Origin of the sequence: Cryobacterium sp. TMB1-7 (assembly GCF_004402435.1) — a bacterium.
Taxonomy (GTDB): Bacteria; Actinomycetota; Actinomycetes; order Actinomycetales; family Microbacteriaceae; genus Cryobacterium; species Cryobacterium zongtaii.
Genome location: NZ_SOFZ01000017.1, coordinates 1 through 16,167, shown reverse-complemented (window position 1 = coordinate 16,167; position 16,167 = coordinate 1). Strand labels below are relative to the sequence as shown.

13 protein-coding genes are annotated in these 16,167 nt (G+C 69.0%); 6 read left to right on the top strand and 7 right to left on the bottom strand.

The window, feature by feature from the left end; genetic code table 11:
* The 6 genes from secA to mtrA form a co-directional block, all read right to left on the bottom strand.
* On the bottom strand, positions 1-2,729 hold a 2,729-nt coding region (gene secA / locus E3O60_RS06510), incomplete at its 3' end, for a preprotein translocase subunit SecA (protein WP_134497546.1).
* A gap of 100 nt (positions 2,730-2,829) precedes the next feature.
* A complete protein-coding gene (hpf, locus tag E3O60_RS06505) occupies positions 2,830-3,534 on the bottom strand; it encodes a ribosome hibernation-promoting factor, HPF/YfiA family (RefSeq protein WP_088455321.1) in 705 nt (234 codons plus the stop codon).
* A 99-nt stretch (positions 3,535-3,633) separates the two neighbouring features.
* On the bottom strand, positions 3,634-4,347 hold the full coding sequence (locus tag E3O60_RS06500; protein ID WP_133159827.1) for a ComF family protein: 714 nt from the start codon (positions 4,345-4,347) through the stop codon (positions 3,634-3,636).
* Between the two features lie 93 nt (positions 4,348-4,440).
* Entirely contained in the window at positions 4,441-6,123 is a 1,683-nt protein-coding gene (locus E3O60_RS06495) for an LpqB family beta-propeller domain-containing protein (protein ID WP_165787988.1), read from the bottom strand.
* Positions 6,116-7,759: an MtrAB system histidine kinase MtrB gene (gene mtrB, locus E3O60_RS06490; RefSeq protein ID WP_088455318.1), complete on the bottom strand. Its 1,644-nt coding sequence runs from the start codon at positions 7,757-7,759 to the stop codon at positions 6,116-6,118. Before mtrB ends, E3O60_RS06495 begins: the two co-directional genes overlap by 8 nt.
* Positions 7,760-7,784: 25 nt before the next feature.
* Positions 7,785-8,465, bottom strand: coding sequence for an MtrAB system response regulator MtrA (gene mtrA, locus E3O60_RS06485; protein WP_088455317.1), 681 nt, complete (start codon positions 8,463-8,465; stop codon positions 7,785-7,787).
* 133 nt (positions 8,466-8,598) lie between these two features.
* Here mtrA and E3O60_RS06480 point away from each other — a divergent pair, with 133 nt between their 5' ends.
* The 5 genes from E3O60_RS06480 to E3O60_RS06460 are packed head-to-tail and all read left to right on the top strand — an operon-like array spanning position 8,599 to position 14,018.
* Positions 8,599-9,792, top strand: a complete 1,194-nt coding sequence (locus E3O60_RS06480) for a hypothetical protein (RefSeq protein ID WP_134480887.1) — start codon at positions 8,599-8,601, stop codon at positions 9,790-9,792.
* Positions 9,793-9,833: 41 nt separating this feature from the next.
* Positions 9,834-10,451, top strand: a complete 618-nt coding sequence (locus tag E3O60_RS06475; RefSeq protein ID WP_166788784.1) for a DUF4129 domain-containing protein — start codon at positions 9,834-9,836, stop codon at positions 10,449-10,451.
* Positions 10,448-11,695 carry a DUF4350 domain-containing protein gene (locus E3O60_RS06470; RefSeq protein WP_134408138.1) on the top strand — a complete coding sequence of 416 codons (1,248 nt, stop codon included), beginning with the start codon at positions 10,448-10,450 and terminating at the stop codon, positions 11,693-11,695. Before E3O60_RS06475 ends, E3O60_RS06470 begins: the two co-directional genes overlap by 4 nt.
* Positions 11,692-12,693, top strand: coding sequence for a MoxR family ATPase (locus E3O60_RS06465; RefSeq protein WP_088455313.1), 1,002 nt, complete (start codon positions 11,692-11,694; stop codon positions 12,691-12,693). Before E3O60_RS06470 ends, E3O60_RS06465 begins: the two co-directional genes overlap by 4 nt.
* A 17-nt stretch (positions 12,694-12,710) precedes the next feature.
* On the top strand, positions 12,711-14,018 hold the full coding sequence (locus tag E3O60_RS06460) for a DUF58 domain-containing protein (protein ID WP_134480888.1): 1,308 nt from the start codon (positions 12,711-12,713) through the stop codon (positions 14,016-14,018).
* 10 nt (positions 14,019-14,028) lie between these two features.
* On the opposite strand, the gene E3O60_RS06455 is transcribed toward E3O60_RS06460, so the two are convergent.
* The gene (locus E3O60_RS06455) at positions 14,029-15,024 is read right to left on the bottom strand and encodes a stage II sporulation protein M (RefSeq protein WP_088455311.1); all 996 of its coding nucleotides are present in this window, start codon (positions 15,022-15,024) and stop codon (positions 14,029-14,031) included.
* 17 nt (positions 15,025-15,041) lie between these two features.
* On the opposite strand from E3O60_RS06455, the gene E3O60_RS06450 reads away from it, so the two are divergent.
* Complete coding sequence (locus E3O60_RS06450) at positions 15,042-15,896, top strand: RDD family protein (protein ID WP_134480889.1); 855 nt, start codon at positions 15,042-15,044, stop codon at positions 15,894-15,896.
* Positions 15,897-16,167: the final 271 nt, after the last annotated feature.

Below are 16,167 nucleotides of genomic sequence, written 5' to 3'. Positions count from 1 at the left end.
CGCTGCGGCGGGCCGGCCGGCACGGCCGGTTCAGCGTCGGCGACGGCGGGCGCGGCGGCGCGGCGGGCACGGTCCGTCGCGGCCTGCTGGATCTGGCCGCGCTGGTTGCGCACCTCGACTCCGCCGGAGTCGCTCGGGGCGGTGTAGCTCAGCTTCTCCTGGCCGGATTCGGCCGGAGGGGTCAGGCCCTTGGCGGCGACGATCGGCGCGTCGACGGCACCGGCCGGCTGGGACACCTCGACCTCGAGGTTGAACAGGAACCCGACGGTCTCTTCGCGGATCTGGCCCATCATCTGCTGGAACATGGCGAAGCCCTCACGCTGGTACTCGACCAGCGGGTCGCGCTGCGCCATCGCGCGCAGGCCGATGCCGTCCTTGAGATAGTCCATCTCGTAGAGGTGCTCGCGCCAGCGCCGGTCGATGACCGAGAGCACCACGCGGCGTTCGAGTTCGCGCATCGCGGGTGAACCGAGCGATTCCTCACGGCGGGCGTAGGCGACCTTGGCGTCGGAGATGATCTCCCGGCGCATGAAGTCACGGTTGATCTTGCCCTTGTTGCCCGCTTCGGAGATGACCTCGTCGATGGTGAGGCCGACGGGGTAGAGGGTCTTCAGCTCGGTCCACAGGGCGTCGAAGTCCCAGTCGTCGCCGTTGCCTTCGCCGGTGTGGACCTCGAGCACCTCGTCGATGACGTCTTCGAGGAACCGCTGGGTGCGTTCGTGCAGGTCGTCACCCTCGAGGATGTGCCGTCGGTCGCTGTAGATCGCTTCGCGCTGGCGGTTGAGCACGTCGTCGTACTTGAGGACGTTCTTGCGGATCTCGGCGTTGCGGCCCTCGACCTGCGACTGGGCGCTGCGGATCGCACGGCTGACCACCTTGGACTCGATGGCCATGTCGTCGGGAACACCCTGGCGGCCCATCAGGCTTTCGGCGGCGCCGGCGTTGAAGAGGCGCATCAGGTCGTCGGTGAGCGAGAGGTAGAACCGGCTCTCGCCCGGGTCGCCCTGGCGACCGCTGCGGCCGCGCAACTGGTTGTCGATGCGGCGGGACTCGTGGCGTTCGGTGCCGAGCACGTACAGTCCGCCGGCGGCGATGACCTTGTCGGCCTCCTCGGAGACCTCGGCCTTGACGGCGGCGAAGACGTCGTCCCACTCTTTTTCGTATTCGTCCGGTGTCTCGACCGGGCTCAGGCCCTTCGCGTTCATCGCGGCGACGGCGAGGAATTCGGCGTTGCCGCCGAGCATCACGTCGGTGCCACGGCCGGCCATGTTGGTGGCGACGGTGACCGAGCCCAGGCGGCCGGCCTGGGCGACGATGGCGGCCTCGCGAGCGTGGTTCTTGGCGTTGAGGACCTCGTGGCGCACGCCCTTCTTCGCCAGCAGGCGGGAGAGGTATTCGCTCTTCTCGACGCTCGTGGTGCCGACCAGGACCGGCTGTCCGTTGGCATGGCGCTCGACGATGTCCTCGACGACCTGGCCGAACTTGGCCTCTTCGTTCTTGTAGATGAGGTCGGACTGGTCGATGCGCTGCATCGGCTTGTTGGTGGGGATCGCGACGACGCCGAGCTTGTAGGTGCTCATGAATTCGGCGGCCTCGGTCTCGGCGGTTCCGGTCATGCCGGAGATCTTCGAGTACAGGCGGAAGTAGTTCTGCAGGGTCACGGTGGCCAGGGTCTGGTTCTCGGCCTTGACCGCGACGCCTTCCTTGGCCTCGATCGCCTGGTGGATGCCCTCGTTGTAGCGGCGGCCCATCAGAATGCGGCCGGTGTGCTCGTCGACGATGAGCACCTCGCCGTTCATCACGACGTAGTCCTTGTCCTTCTTGAACAGGGCGTTGGCCTTGATGGCGTTGTTCAGGAACGAGATCAGCGGGGTGTTCGCGGATTCGTAGAGGTTGTCGATGCCGAGGTAGTCCTCGACCTTTTCGATGCCGGGTTCGAGCACTCCGACGGTGCGCTTCTTCTCGTCGACTTCGAAGTCCTCGTCGACGACGAGGCGCTTGGCGAGGCTGGCGAACTCGGTGAACCAGCGGTTCGCCTCCCCCGATGCGGGTCCGGAGATGATCAGCGGGGTGCGGGCCTCGTCGATGAGGATCGAGTCGACCTCGTCGACGATCGCGAAGTAGTGACCGCGCTGCACCATGTCGCTGGCCTGCCAGGCCATGTTGTCGCGCAGGTAGTCGAAGCCGAACTCGTTGTTGGTGCCGTAGGTGATGTCGCAGGCGTACATCTCGCGACGCTGCGCGGGGGTCTGTCCGGAGACGATGCATCCGGTGGTCATGCCCAGGGCGCGGAACACGCGGCCCATCAGTTCGCTCTGGTAGCTGGCCAGGTAGTCGTTGACCGTGATGACGTGCACACCACGGCTGGTGATGGCGTTGAGGTAGGCCGCCGTGGTGGCGACCAGGGTCTTGCCCTCACCGGTCTTCATCTCGGCGATGTTGCCCAGGTGCAGGGCCGCGCCGCCCATGAGCTGGACGTCGAAGTGCCGCAGGCCCAGGGTGCGGGTGGAGGCCTCTCGTACGGCGGCGAACGCCTCGGGCAGCAAGTCGTCCAGCGACTCACCGCCCGAGTAACGCTCACGCAACTGCACGGTCTCGTTCTTCAGCTCCTCATCACTGAGGGTGCTGAAGTCGTCTTCCAGCGCATTGATGGCCTTTGCGTAGCTCTCGAGTCGACGCAGAATGCGCCCCTCGCCAACACGAAGAACTTTTTCCAGTATTCCGGCCACGAATGCACTCCACTAGTCGTCACGGCGTGCGAACACGCCTGTCGTCCGGTCGGACGCACGTAGCGCCGACCTAGCCGGCAACTATAGCAATGCTAGTTGGTCAGGAGCTGGACCCGCTGGACACTGACGCCAGCTCTCTCGCTGCGTCGGAGTTCGGGTCCAGTTCGATGACACCGTAATCCCAGCCCTTGCGCCGGTAGACGACGCTGGGCCGGTTGGATTCGGCATCCTGGAACAGGTAGAAGTCGTGACCGACGAGCTCCATGAAGTACAGGGCGTCGTCCACGGTCATGGGCGCGGCAGAGAAGACCTTGCGACGTATGACCACCGGGCTGTAGACCTCCTCGGCTTCTTCGGTCTCGCCGGCCTCGTCGGAGACGACCTGGATCGCCCCGGTGCGCACGCGCTCCAGGGTCTCAACGTCGGCCGGGACGATGTCGATCACCGCGAAACCTGACGACGACGCCTCATGCAGCGAGGTGGGCCGGTGCGCGCCCCCACGGTGCACCTTCCGGCGGTCCTTGGCTCGACGCACCCGTTCCAGGAGCCTGCCGAGGGCGATGTCGAAGGCCGCGTACTTGTCGCTGCCCTCGGCTTCGGCCCGGACGATGGGCCCCTTGCCGATGAGCGTGAGTTCGACGCGGTCGTTACCGGCGGCGCCGCTCTTCTCGGTGTGACGACTGACCTTGATTTCCAGGGCGAGGGCCTTGTCGGCGAGGCCGGCGATCTTCTCGGCCTTCTCCGTCGCATATTCCCGGAAGCGATCAGTGATCCCCAGGTTGCGTCCAACGATGTTAGTTTCCATGACGACCTCCAGATCTGGCGAACCGCCCCTGATCCGGGCGATTGGTACGCGCCTTTGGCACAACCGTAGTCGTGCCAGCTGGATAAGTCACAGCTTTTGTCAATCAGTTTCCCGTGAACGATGAATGTCGGGATGGTGCCGTCGTGTTTCCGCGACGGTCGCCGCTCCGACCACCTCACCGCCGGCCTGTCGGAGGGCGCGCCGGGCCTCCAGGAGGGTGGCGCCTGTGGTCACGATGTCGTCGACGAGCAGGATCCGGCTGCCGGCAAGCGGCCTGGTCGCCACCAGCGTGCCGCTGCGGTTGTCCATCCGCTGCTGCCGGCCCAACCCGACCTGGTCCGCGACGCCGGCACGCGGCCGCAGGAGCGCGCTCCCGCGGAGGCCGGCCCGGCTGAGGAGCAGGTCGACGGGGTGGAACCCGCGCGCCCGCCAGGCCCGGCGGGAGGACGGCACGGTGACCAGCACGATGCCACTGGAGACCTGGGTGGGCTCTGCGGCGACCAATGCCGCCCCCACGGCCAGGCGAAGCGCCACGGCGAGCGCCGGAGCGGCATCCGTTCGACCGCCGTCCTTGTACGCCACCAGCACCCTGCCCACCACGCCGGTGTACTCCAACGCGGACCAGACCGTGAGGTCCTCCCGGTAGACCGCCCTCGGCTGGGCACGCAGCGCGCTCAGGCAGGCGGCGCACAGCGCCCGGTCCGGCGTGCCGCAGCCGCTGCACTGGGTGGGCATCAGCACTGCCCAGGCATCGAGGACGGCGGCACGGGTTGCCGCGCGCACCGTCTGCATCACCCCTCGGTCGCTGGTCATCCGGTCAGACTCGCGCGTCGGGGTGATCCCTGCGGCCTGACGCGCTCACCTGTGCACTGTCGGCGGCCGCGGCGGCTGGGGAGGAGGGCCGGCTCAGCCGCCGGTGCCCTGCTGGGTGGCCACGAGGGTGACCGCGTCGATACGTTCCTGCCAGCCGATGCCGCGCTGCACCAGGAGTGACCCCTCCACGGACAGCGCCCGCAGGTCGCGCAATAGGTTACTGCCCGTGATCGAGCGGATTCCCGTCGACGACTCGAGCTGCTCGCTGGTGCCGCCGATCTCGTGGGAGACGACGCGACTTTCTCCGTCTGGCTGCAGGCTCAGGTACGCCACCGTTGCCTGGTCGACCCAGGTCGCATCCATCGGGATTCCGGCGTCGGTGGCCAGCTGCACGGGGTCGCCCAGGCCGACCGGAGCCCCGTTCTCCCGCAGCACACCGGCCACCACGAGGCGCAGCTCGCCGGCCGCGCTCAGCAGCGCGATCACCCGGGTGCCGTCGCGGGAGACCTTGAGCGCGGTGATCGCCGAGGAGTCCAGCCAGGGCGTCGGAATGGCCTGCGCCGCTCCCTGAGTGTTGTACACGAAGAGCTCGTTGGGCCGGTCTCCCGGCACCGACCAGACATAGCCGGAGCCGTCGATGGACGGGGCGATGAGGTTCTGCCGCGGATCGAGCAGCCTGGCATCCTCGCCCACCCTGACTCCGTAGACCCCGGTGGCGGTGAGGGCGGCGGCCGCCGTCTGCGACGGCGACAGCGTGACCGCGCTGGGTGCGAGGGCGGCGACGGACTCCGACAGCCCCGGCAACAGGTTGATCGTCTTGCCGGTCGCGGCAAGGAACCCGAACTCGCCATCGCGCAGCACGAGGGCCCGCGCATCCACCCGGGGGTTCACCACGGGTTCGTTCGCGCCGAGAGCGGCGATGTCCTGAGAGTTCCGGTTGATCGTGACCGTGACCGTGAGCCCGCTGGGCAGGCTGTTCTCCAGCTGGCTCTTCATCCGCTGCAGGGTCAGCCTGTCGGCGTTCAACGCCTCGCTGTTCAGATCCACCTTGGCGTCCCTGGCCACCACGGTGACGGCGTCGGCGGTGAGGGCGGTGCCCTCGGGGAACGCCGACGTCACCGCGCCGGCGAGCCACTCACTGGGTCCGCTGAGCACGCCGTTGACGATCTTGGTCGGCAGGGATGTCCCGCGCGGGTACCACCGCACGTCGGGCACCAGGAATTGGAAGTCCGGGTCGAAGAAATAGAGCGACTGGGCGCTGAAGACGTCCTCGAAGGTGTTCTGGTCGAGAACGGTGCCGTTGGGCGCCGCACTGATCCGCCACTCGCCGTTCACCTGCGCGAACTGGTAGCGCAGTTGCACGTTCGCCGACGCGGCGTCGCCGTGGTACTCACCGATCGCGTTGACCTCGGCCACCGGTCGCACGGACACGAGCATGGTGCTGTCGTCGACGGGCACAACGATGCGCCCAGACCCGTCTTCAACGGTGACACCGGTGTCGGACTTCCAGGTGTCGCTGAAATCCGCCGTCAGGAACTCCCTGGCGATCTCGTAGTTGTTGTCCGGGCTGGTGGCGGCACCGATGAATCCGGTCAGGATCTCCTCCATCGAGGCCCCGTCCCGTGGCCGGTCCGGCAGGAAGACCGGGGCCGGGTTTTCCCCGGCCACTACGTCCTGGCCGGTCTGCACTGCCCCGGTGCGCGGAATGCTCGAGCAGCCGCCGAGCAGGAGGGCCATCGCGGTGACGACGGCGACGAGCCTGGCCGGGCTACGCATGGTGGTCTCTTCTCGGTTCGGCGTGGGGCGACACGAATCCGGCGGTGTCGGCATCCGCCGGCGGCAGCGGGTTGGGCGACACCGTCAGCGCGACGCCGGTTGTGCGGGGCAGGGTCAGTCTGAAGCAGGACCCGGCGCCGGGACTGGACCAGACCTGCAGCCAGCCGCGGTGGGCGGCGGCATCCTCGAGGGAGATGGCCAGGCCGAGCCCGGTGCCGCCGATCGTGCGTTTGCGGGACGGGTCAGCCCGCCAGAACCTGTCGAACACGTGGGTGATCTCGGCCTGGGTCATGCCCATTCCGTAGTCCCGTACCGACAGCGCCACCGCCGATTCGTTGCTGTCCACCGACACGACGATCGGTTTGCCCTCGCCGTGCTCGATGGCGTTGCCGATGAGGTTGTTGACGATGCGGCGCACCCGTCGTGGGTCCATCTCCGCGGCCAGATGCCCGCCGGGCGCGGCCAGCCTGATCTCGCTCCCCTTGGAATCTCCGAGCGAGCGCATGCCGTCGATGACGTCCTCCGCCAGATGCACAAGATTGGTGGGTTCGGATTCGAGCTCGACGGACCCGGCGTCATAGCGGCTGATCTCGAGCAGGTCCGCCAGGAGCAGCTCGAAGCGTTCCACCTGGGTGTGCAGCAGCTCCGCGGTGCGTTCGGTGGCCGGCGGGAAGCTGGCCCGCTGGTCGTAGAGGAGGTCTCCGGCCAGGCGGATCGTGGTGAGAGGGGTGCGGAGCTCGTGCGAGACGTCGGACACAAAACGTTGCTGCACCTCGGACAGGTCGGCCAGTTCCTTGATCTGGCTCTGCAGGCTGTCGGCCATGCCGTTGAACGAACGGGCCAGCGTCGCGATCACGTCCTCGCCCTTTTCGGGGATCCGCACGCCCAGGTCACCGGAGGCGAGTTTCTGGCTGGTCTGGGCCGCCACCTGGATCGGGGCGACCACGAAGCGCACCACGATCCAGGTGACCGCTCCGATCAACACCATCAGGGCCAGGCCGGCGCCGCCCAGGGTCCGCTGCACGAACAGCAGCGTCGATTCGGCGTCGGCGAGGCTGTACCCGATGTACAGCTCGTAGCGCCCGGCGACGGGGACCGTGATCTGGGAGCCGACGACGATTCCGGGCACCGACGAACCGTCGTCGGAGGCCAGAGTCACCGATTGCCAGAACTGCCCGTCGGCGTCGTCCTGCACGGCCTCCCGGATTTCCGGCGAGATGACCGCGGTGGATGATCCGAACGTCGAGGAGTCCTGGGGTGCCACGGTCGACGATTCCTGCCCCGGCACCCTGAAGACGGCGACCAGCCGGCTCGACGACGCGGCGGAGATCGACGTGCGGGCTGACTCCAACAGCGTCTGCACCTGCACCCGGTCGACGGCATCCGAGGAGTCCAGGATTCCCTGGGCGGCGCTGGTGGCCCGGTTGGAGTCCACCAGAATCTGGGTCAGCCGCGACTGGAACAGGTCGTTGCCGACACTGACCGACATGTACACGCCGACCAGTCCAATGGCGGCGCCCGACGCCAGCACCGTGATGGCGACGGTGCGGAACTGCAGGGATGAGCGCCAGCTGCGCCGCAGCTGCTGGGCCAGGCGGCGCCACGATCCCCACGATCGCCAGTCCAGCCTCCACACGTCCAACCGCGCAGCCACCGGGCCCCTAGCTGGCGGCGCCGGCGCGGTAGCCGACTCCGCGCACGGTCATCACGATGCGCGGGTTGTCAGGGTCGTCTTCGACCTTGGCGCGCAGACGCTGAACGTGCACATTGACCAGCCGGGTGTCGGCCTTGTAGTGATAGCCCCAGACCTGTTCGAGGAGCATCTCACGGGTGAAGACCTGGGCTGGTTTGGAGGCCAACGCCAGCAGCAGGTCGAATTCCAGCGGAGTCAGGTTGATGCTCTGCTCTCCGCGCTTGACCTCGTGGCCGGCGGCGTCGACGACGAGGTCGCCGATCTGCAGACTGGCGGGCGTCTCCACCGGGACCGGTCGCAGCCGGGTACGAATCCGGGCGACGAGCTCCTTGGGGTTGAACGGTTTGACCATGTAGTCGTCCGCGCCGGATTCCAGCCCCTTGACCACATCGGTGGTGTCCGACTTCGCCGTCAGCATGATGATGGGGGTGCCGGACTCGGCCCGGATCAGGCTGCACACCTCGATGCCGTCCAGCCCGGGCAGCATGAGGTCGAGGAGCACCAGGTCGGGCACGACGCTGTGAAACGCGTCAAGGGCCTGCGCCCCGTCCGCACAGAAGTGCGGCTCGAAGCCCTCGCCCTGCAGGACGATGCCGATCATCTCAGCGAGTGCGGGGTCATCGTCGACAACCAAAATGCGTGAGTTCATTGATCCGTTTTCCGCCCGGTCACCGGGCAATAACGCGCACGACACGGGCAATCTCTGGCACAAGAATAGTCGACACGGCTCCGAGATATCGCGCAGGCCACACAGTGCAGTCCGGGTATGCCAGCATGGAGGCGTGACGGACCCAGACTGGCACCCACCGACCACCTCCCCCGGCGTACCTCGCTACGGCGAATACGCCCCGACAGGCGCGCCCGGCACCCCTCCGGCGGCACCGTCCGGCGGCTACCGGCCCAGTGCGCCGCCCGCCTGGGCCCCGCCGCCCAAGCCCGGTCTGATTCCGCTGCGCCCGCTGGGCTTCGGTACCCTGCTCGGCGCTCCCTTCCAGGTTCTGCGGCGCAATCCCAAGGCCACCTTCGGCAGCGCACTGATCGTGCAGGGCGCCACGCTCCTGATTACCCTGGTCGTCGTCGGCCTGGTGAGTTTTTTCGCCCTCAGCCGGGTCGCCTCGGCGCCGGTCGATGAACAGGATGCCGTCGAGGCCGGCGCGATCCTCACCATCGTGCTGTCCGCCCTGATACCTGTCGCCCTGGCCATCGTCGCGTCGGCTCTTCTGCAGGGCGTGATCGTGCTCGAGGTGTCCCGGGCGACCCTGGGTGAGAAGCTGCGCCTGGGCGCGCTGTGGCGCCAGGTGGGTCGGCGGGTGTGGCCACTGGTCGGCTGGACCCTGCTGCTCAGCGCGGCGCTGCTGGTCGGCGTGCTGCTCATCGGTGGACTGGTCTTCGTGTGCGTGCTCCTGGGCGGCGGGTGGATCGCAGCGGCCGTGATCGTCGGTGTCTTCGGCGGACTGGGGCTCCTCGCCCTGGGAGCCTGGGTGAGCACCAAGACCGCCGTCGTCCCGAGCCTGATCGTGCTGGAACGGTTGGGCATCCGGCAGGCGATCCGGCGTTCCTGGTCGTTGACGGGCGGCTTCTTCTGGCGCACCCTGGGTGTTCTGCTGCTGATCACGGTGATCGTGAACGTCGTCGCGCAGATCGTGACCACCCCGCTGTCGCTGTTGTTCAGCGTGGTGCTCAGCCTGATCGACCCGAACGCCGCCTTCGACGCCTACATTCCCGCCATCGTGCTGTACGTCCTCACGCTCCTGATCGCCCTGGTCCTGGGCGCCGTGACCGCCGTCGTGCAGTCGGCCGCCGTTGCCCTGATCTACATCGACCTGCGGATGCGCAAGGAGGGCCTTGACCTGGAGCTGCAGAGGTTCGTCGAAGCGGCCCCCGGCGCCAAGGCCAGCGATCCCTACCTCACCCGCACCGCGCCCGCTGCCGCCGACACTGCGACCCGCCCCGACCCGGGGTCGCCCTGGGCATGATCGCGGGGTGGGGGCCGGTTCTGCCGTGGATGGGGATCCCGGTGGATCCCGGCGCGCCCGACGCGCAGCAGTGGCTGCGCGATGAGCTCGCCAAGGCTCCCTACCAGGCGGCCCAGCCCACCTGGTTCGACAGGCTCTCCCAGGCGATCTTCGACTGGTTCTCTTCGCTGTCCTTCGTCGGCGACGGCAGCGGGGGCTGGATCCCGCTGGTCGCGACGCTGATCGGGATCGCCCTGCTGGTGGCCGCCGTGCTCGTTTTCGGGCTGCCCCGGCGGGCACGGCGCCGCCGGAAGGCCGCGGGACTGTTCGCCGCCGATGATCGCCGCACCGCGGATCAACTGCGTAAATCGGCCGCCGCCGCCGCATCGGCCGGCGACTGGACCCTCGCCAGCGAGGAGGCCTTCCGGGCCATCGCCCAGGGGCTGGCGGAACGCACCATCCTGCGGCCGACACCGGGAACGACGGCGCACCGCGTCGCCGAACTGGCCGGCGACGCCTTCCCCGACGAACGGGCCCGGTTGATCAGTGGCGCGAGCGTATTCGAGAGCGTGCGTTACCTCGGCGGCATCGGAACCGAGCAGGGCTACTCCGCTCTGGTCGACCTCGACGCCGATCTGCGGGCCGCCCGTCCCCGCTCGACGGCGCCGGTGGCTCCGTGAGCGCCGTCACCACCGCGAGTCCGGTGTCGAGCACGCCCACGATTCGCCTCGCGCTGCGGAGGTCCGTGTTCTGGGTCGTCGCGGGGGTCGGCGCCCTGCTCGTGGCCGTCGTCGCCTTCATCCTCACCGGGGCCGGGGGCGCCGCCGGCCCGCGGCTGGGGGCCGACAACCCCGCTCCGACCGGCGGCATGGCCGTCGTCGAGGTGCTCCGCCAGCAGGGGGTGACCGTCGTGCCGGTGGACACCCTCGACGAGGCCGGCGATGCGACGGCCGCGGCCGGGAATGCCACCCTGTTCCTGTCCGACGAGTCCGGCTACCTCAGCACCGACCAGCTCGATCGGCTCGGTGATCTGGCCGGCCGCACCGTTGTCGTTGACCCCGACTTCCGTGCCCTGCAGGCCTTGGCCCCCGAAGTCGGGTTCGGCGGCGTGTCTGGCGCGGACTCCCTCGACGCCGAGTGCCCGGTTCCGGCCGCCGAGCGCGCCGAAACGATCTCACCCGGCGGCAAGACACTCGGCCTGCCCGCGGGCACCGCCGGCTATACGGGCTGCTTCCCCGGCGAGAACGACACCTTCTCGGTGATCGAACGGGTCACGGATGACCGCACCGTCACCCTGGTTGCCGACACCGCGGTGTTCGCCAACGACGAGATCGCCACCTACGGCAATGCCGCGCTGGCCCTCAACCTTCTCGGCGCCACCGACACCCTGGTCTGGTATCTGCCGACCCTGGCCGACGTGCCCGTCACCGGCCCGCCCTCGCTCGGCGCGCTCACGCCCGGCTGGGTGACGCCGGTGCTGCTCCTGCTGGTGGGCGTCGCCGTCACCGCCATGGTGTGGCGCGGCCGCCGGTTCGGCCCCCTGGTCGCCGAGAACCTGCCCGTCGTCGTGCGGGCCAGCGAGACCATGGAAGGGCGCGCGCGGCTGTACGCCCGCGGCAGCGCCCGGCTGCGGGCGGTCGACGCGATCCGGATCGGTGCGGTGGCCCGGATGGCCCAGGCCGCGGGATTGCCCCGGACCGCGCCCCTCGACCAGGTGATCCGCACTGTCGCGGCGCTCACCGCCCTGCCGCCGGAGCGCGTGCACGCCGTGCTCGTCGGTGAGGTGCCGGGCAGCGACGCCGCCATGATGGCGCTGTCGGACGCCATCGACGAACTGGAACGCGCCACCGCCCTCGCCGCCCGCCCGCCCGGCGCCGGGCCCTCCCCCACCGCTCGCCCGTCAACCGGAAGAATGGAACCATGACCAGCCACGCCCCGACATCCGCCGAGACCAGCCCAGCCGACGCCTCGACCGACAGCCTGCGCCGCGCCCTCGCGCAGGTGCGCACCGAGGTCGGCAAGGCCGTCGTCGGGCAGGACGGCGCCGTCACCGGACTGATCATCGCCCTGCTCTCCCGCGGTCACGTTCTGCTGGAAGGCGTACCCGGTGTGGCCAAGACCCTGCTGGTGCGGTCCCTGAGCCACGCGCTCAGCCTGGACACCAAGCGGGTGCAGTTCACCCCCGACCTGATGCCGGGCGACGTGACCGGTTCGCTCATCTACGACGCGAAGGCCGGCGAGTTCGAGTTCCGCAACGGGCCCGTCTTCACGAACATCCTGCTCGCCGACGAGATCAACCGCACACCACCGAAGACCCAGTCCGCCCTGCTGGAGGCGATGGAGGAGCGCCAGGTCAGCGTGGACGGGCTCTCGCTCCCGCTGCCGGAACCGTTCATCGTGGCCGCGACCATGAACCCGATCGAATACGAAGGCACGTACACGCTCCCCGAGGCCCAGCTGGACAGGTTCCTGCTCAAGCTCGTGCTCGACATCCCCGAGCGTGACGTCGAGCTCGAGGTGTTGCGCCGGCACGCCACCGGGTTCAGCCCACGCGACCTCACCGCCGCGGGCGTCACCCCGGTGCTCGGTGCCGCCGAGCTCGCCGCGGCCCAGGCATCCGTCGCCGCCGTCGGTGCGAGCCCCGACGTGCTGGCGTACATCGTCGACCTGGCCAGGGCCACCCGGAACAGCCCGTCGGCCAAACTGGGCGTGAGCCCCCGTGGCACCACCGCCCTCCTCGCCGCGGCCAAGGCCTGGGCGTGGCTGAGCGGTTACGCGTCGATCACCCCCGATCACGTGCAGGCCATGGTGCTGCCAGTCTGGCGACACCGAATCCAACTGCGCCCGGAGGCGGAACTCGAAGGCATCACCGTCGACACGATCCTGCACGGCGTGCTGCAGCAGGTCCAGGTTCCGATCTAACCGATGACACGCATCCGATGACACTGACCGGCCGCTTCGTCCTCCTCGTCGCCCTCGGCGTCGTGCCCATCGTGCTGCTCGGCGACACGTCCGCGCGGGCACTGGCGGTCCTGGCCGGCTGGCTGCTGCTCGCCCTGACACTCGGGATCATCGACCTGGCCCTCGCCGCGTCGCCGCGGCGGCTGACCCTGGCCCGGGTGTTGCCGTCCAGGGTGCGCCTGGGTGAGGAGGTGACCAGCGAGCTCTATCTGCGCAACGATGGTCCCCGCCGACTTCGCGGCATCGTCCGCGACGGGTGGCAGCCGTCGGCAGGCGCGGGCAACAACCGCACGGCTGTGACGTTGCCGGCCGGGGAACGACGCCTCGTCGAGCTGACTCTCGTGCCCACCCGGCGCGGAGAACGCACCGCGTCCCACGTGACGGTGCGCTCGATGGGCCCGCTGGGCCTCTGGGCCAGGCAGGCCACCCTCATCGCGCCCGCCCAGATCAGGGTGCTGCCGCCCTTCCACTCCCGCAAACACCTGCCGAGCCGGATCAGCCGGCTCAAGGAGCTCGACGGACGCACCAGCGTGCTCGTGCGCGGCCAGGGTACCGAGTTCGACTCCCTGCGCGAATACGTGCGCGGCGACGACGTGAGGTCCATCGACTGGCGTGCCACCGCGCGCCGCAACGACGTCGTGGTGCGCACCTGGCGGCCCGAACGTGACCGACGCATTGTGATCGTCATCGACACCGGCCGCACCTCCGCCGCCCGGGTCGCCGACGAACCACGGCTGGACACCGCCTTCGAGGCGGCGCTGCTTCTGGCCGCACTGGCGTCCAGGGCCGGTGACAGGGTGGACTTCCTGGCCTGGGACCGCCGGGTGCGGGCCCGGGTGCAGGGCGCGTCGGGAGCCGAACTGCTCAGCCGCATGGTGGACGGCATGGCGCTGATCGAACCCGAGCTCATCGAGATGGACTGGACGGCCCTTCCCGGCCAGATCCGTGGCATCACCGGCCAGCATGCGCTGGTGGTGTTGCTCACCCCGATGGATGCCCCCGGCGCGTCGACGGGGCTGCTATCGGTGCTCGGTCAACTCACCTCGCGGCACACCGTGCTGGTGGCATCGGTGACGGACCCGTCGGTCGCCGGTCTGACCCGCAGCCGAGGGACCCGCGAAGACGTGTACAGGGCCGCGTCGGCGGAACGCACTTTGCTGGACGCCACTCGGGTGGCCGCGGCTGTGCGGCAGCTCGGCGCAGACGTGGTCACCGGTGCCCCCGACGAGCTGCCGCCGGCCCTGGCCGACCGCTACATCGCCCTCAAGGCGGCGGGCCGGCTCTAGTCGGCGACGCTCAGCCGGCGAAGACTCGGGCGCTGCCGGCCTCGAACTCGGCCAGGTCACCGGTCTCGCCCGCGCGCACGGCGCGCCCGCCGAGCACCAGCATGTAGGCGAGAAAGGCCAGCAGGGCCGCAGCGCCGATGCCGATCTTCACCGGCCACGGCCATGGCGCCGGGGTCACAAAGCCCTCGATGATGCCGGACACCAGCAGCACAAAAACCAGTCCGATCGCCACCGTGAACAGCGCGCGGGCATCCTCGGCCAGGGCCTGACCGCGGGTGCGGGCACCCGGCGCGATCCAGGCCCAGAAGATGCGAAGGCCCGCTGCTGCCGCCACGAAGATCGCGGTCAGTTCCAGCAAGCCGTGCGGGGCGATGTAGAGGAAGAACGTGTCGCCCTCGTCGTAGGCGAACATCACCGCCGCGGTGACGCCGAGGTTCTGGGCATTCTGCAGGACGATGTACGGCACGTAGACGCCCAGGATGCCGAACGCGACACACTGCGCCGCGATCCAGGCATTGTTGGTCCACACCCGTCCGGCGAAGGACGCCGCGGGGTTCTCAGAGTAGTAGGAGACGAAGCTCTGGTTCGCGAGTTGCTCCAGCTCGGCGGGAGACCCGAAGTTGGCCAGCACGTCGGGGTTGTTGGTGGCCCAGACCGCGTAGAGGCCCGCGACGACAAACGTCACCACGGCCACCGCCAGGGTGAGCCAGCGCAACCTGTACAGCGCGGCCGGTAGCTGGGTGAGGAAGAACCGCGGCAACTGCGAGAGCACATTGGTGCCCGCGCCCGTGAAGCGCAGCCGGGCCCTGGACAGGAGCACCGAGAGCCTGTCGCCCTGCATCGTCGAACCGGCGGCGGTCTTGATGACCGAGAGCTGGGTGGCGCCGGCCTGATAGGCCTGGATCAGTTCGTCGGACTGGGCACCGCTGAGTTGCCGCCGGCGGCCGAGTACGGCCAGGCGGTCCCATTCGGCGCGGTGCGCCGCTGAATACGCGTCAAGATCCATCTGATTCAATAGTAGACATGGCGGAGCCCTGGAAAGCAGCCGATCACGGTGAAGATTCCCTGATCGAGCACGAGCTGGTGACCGGTGAGGCCGTTGCCCTCGATGTTCGCCCGGCGAGCGTGATCCTGCGAGGTGCGGGAACGATGATCGATTGGGTGGCCTACGTCGGCTTCTTCCTGCTCATGGCGCTGGTGGTTTCGAGTTTGTTCGGCGACGGAATCGACGAGGCTTTGGCCCAGGCGCTGGCCATCTCGGGCCTGGTCTTCTCGCTGCTGATCGTGCCGATGCTGGTCGAGACCCTCTCGCACGGACGGTCATTGGGCCGCTGGGCGGTCGGCGCGCGCATCGTGCGGGATGACGGCGGCGCCACCGGGCTGCGGCATTCCTTCATTCGGGCGCTGATGGGCGTGATCGAGATCTTCCTCACCTTCGGCGGACTCGCGGTCACCTGCGCCCTGCTCAACTCCCGTTCCAAACGACTCGGCGACCTCCTGGCCGGCACCTACAGCCAACACGAGAGGGTGCCGCGGTTCAGTGAACCCACCTTTGTGCTGCCGCCGGTCCTGGCGTCCTGGGCCGCGACGGTGGACGTCGCCCGCCTGCCCGATCGACTGTCTCGCCGGGTGGCGCAGTTCCTGCGGCAGGCCCACCAGCTCTCCCCCGACACCCGGGTGCGGCTGGCGGAGGGCCTCGCCGCGGAGGTGGCGCCGTTCGTGTCGCCCCTCCCGGCGGTACCGCCGGAGTACCTTCTCATCGGCGTGGCAGAAGTACGGCGTAACCGCGAGTACAACGGCCATCTGCTCGAGCGCGGCCGGCTTGAGAAGCTCTCTCCGGTCCTCACCGGCCGCCCGCACGACTTCCCCGAGCGCTAACCCCTCCTCTCCCCTTCGCCCGCGAGCTGTGGCTGTCGAGCCCTGGTGAGCCGCCCTGCGGGTCGTGACCGTCCTCGTCGGTCGAGCCTGTCGAGACCCGGTGAGGCCGGCTCTGGGGCTCGTGAGGGGCTCGACCGGGGAGGGTGGGGTTAAACGCAGAAAAGCCACCCCTGGTGGGGTGGCTTTTCTGTGTGTTTCTAAGTTAAGTCCGGCGGTGTCCTACTCTCCCACAGGGTCCCCCCTGCAGTACCATCGGCGCAAAGAGTCTTAG

Bases quoted from the DNA above. Each gene is read 5' to 3' on its own strand.
- hpf (WP_088455321.1), bottom strand. From the start codon at position 3,534: ATGGAAACTAACATCGTTGGACGCAACCTGGGGATCACTGATCGCTTC.
- E3O60_RS06500 (WP_133159827.1), bottom strand. From the start codon at position 4,347: ATGACCAGCGACCGAGGGGTGATGCAGACGGTGCGCGCGGCAACCCGT.
- E3O60_RS06495 (WP_165787988.1), bottom strand. From the start codon at position 6,123: ATGCGTAGCCCGGCCAGGCTCGTCGCCGTCGTCACCGCGATGGCCCTC.
- mtrA (WP_088455317.1), bottom strand. From the start codon at position 8,465: ATGAACTCACGCATTTTGGTTGTCGACGATGACCCCGCACTCGCTGAG.
- E3O60_RS06465 (WP_088455313.1), top strand. From the start codon at position 11,692: ATGACCAGCCACGCCCCGACATCCGCCGAGACCAGCCCAGCCGACGCC.
- E3O60_RS06460 (WP_134480888.1), top strand. From the start codon at position 12,711: ATGACACTGACCGGCCGCTTCGTCCTCCTCGTCGCCCTCGGCGTCGTG.
- E3O60_RS06455 (WP_088455311.1), bottom strand. From the start codon at position 15,024: ATGGATCTTGACGCGTATTCAGCGGCGCACCGCGCCGAATGGGACCGC.
- E3O60_RS06450 (WP_134480889.1), top strand. From the start codon at position 15,042: ATGGCGGAGCCCTGGAAAGCAGCCGATCACGGTGAAGATTCCCTGATC.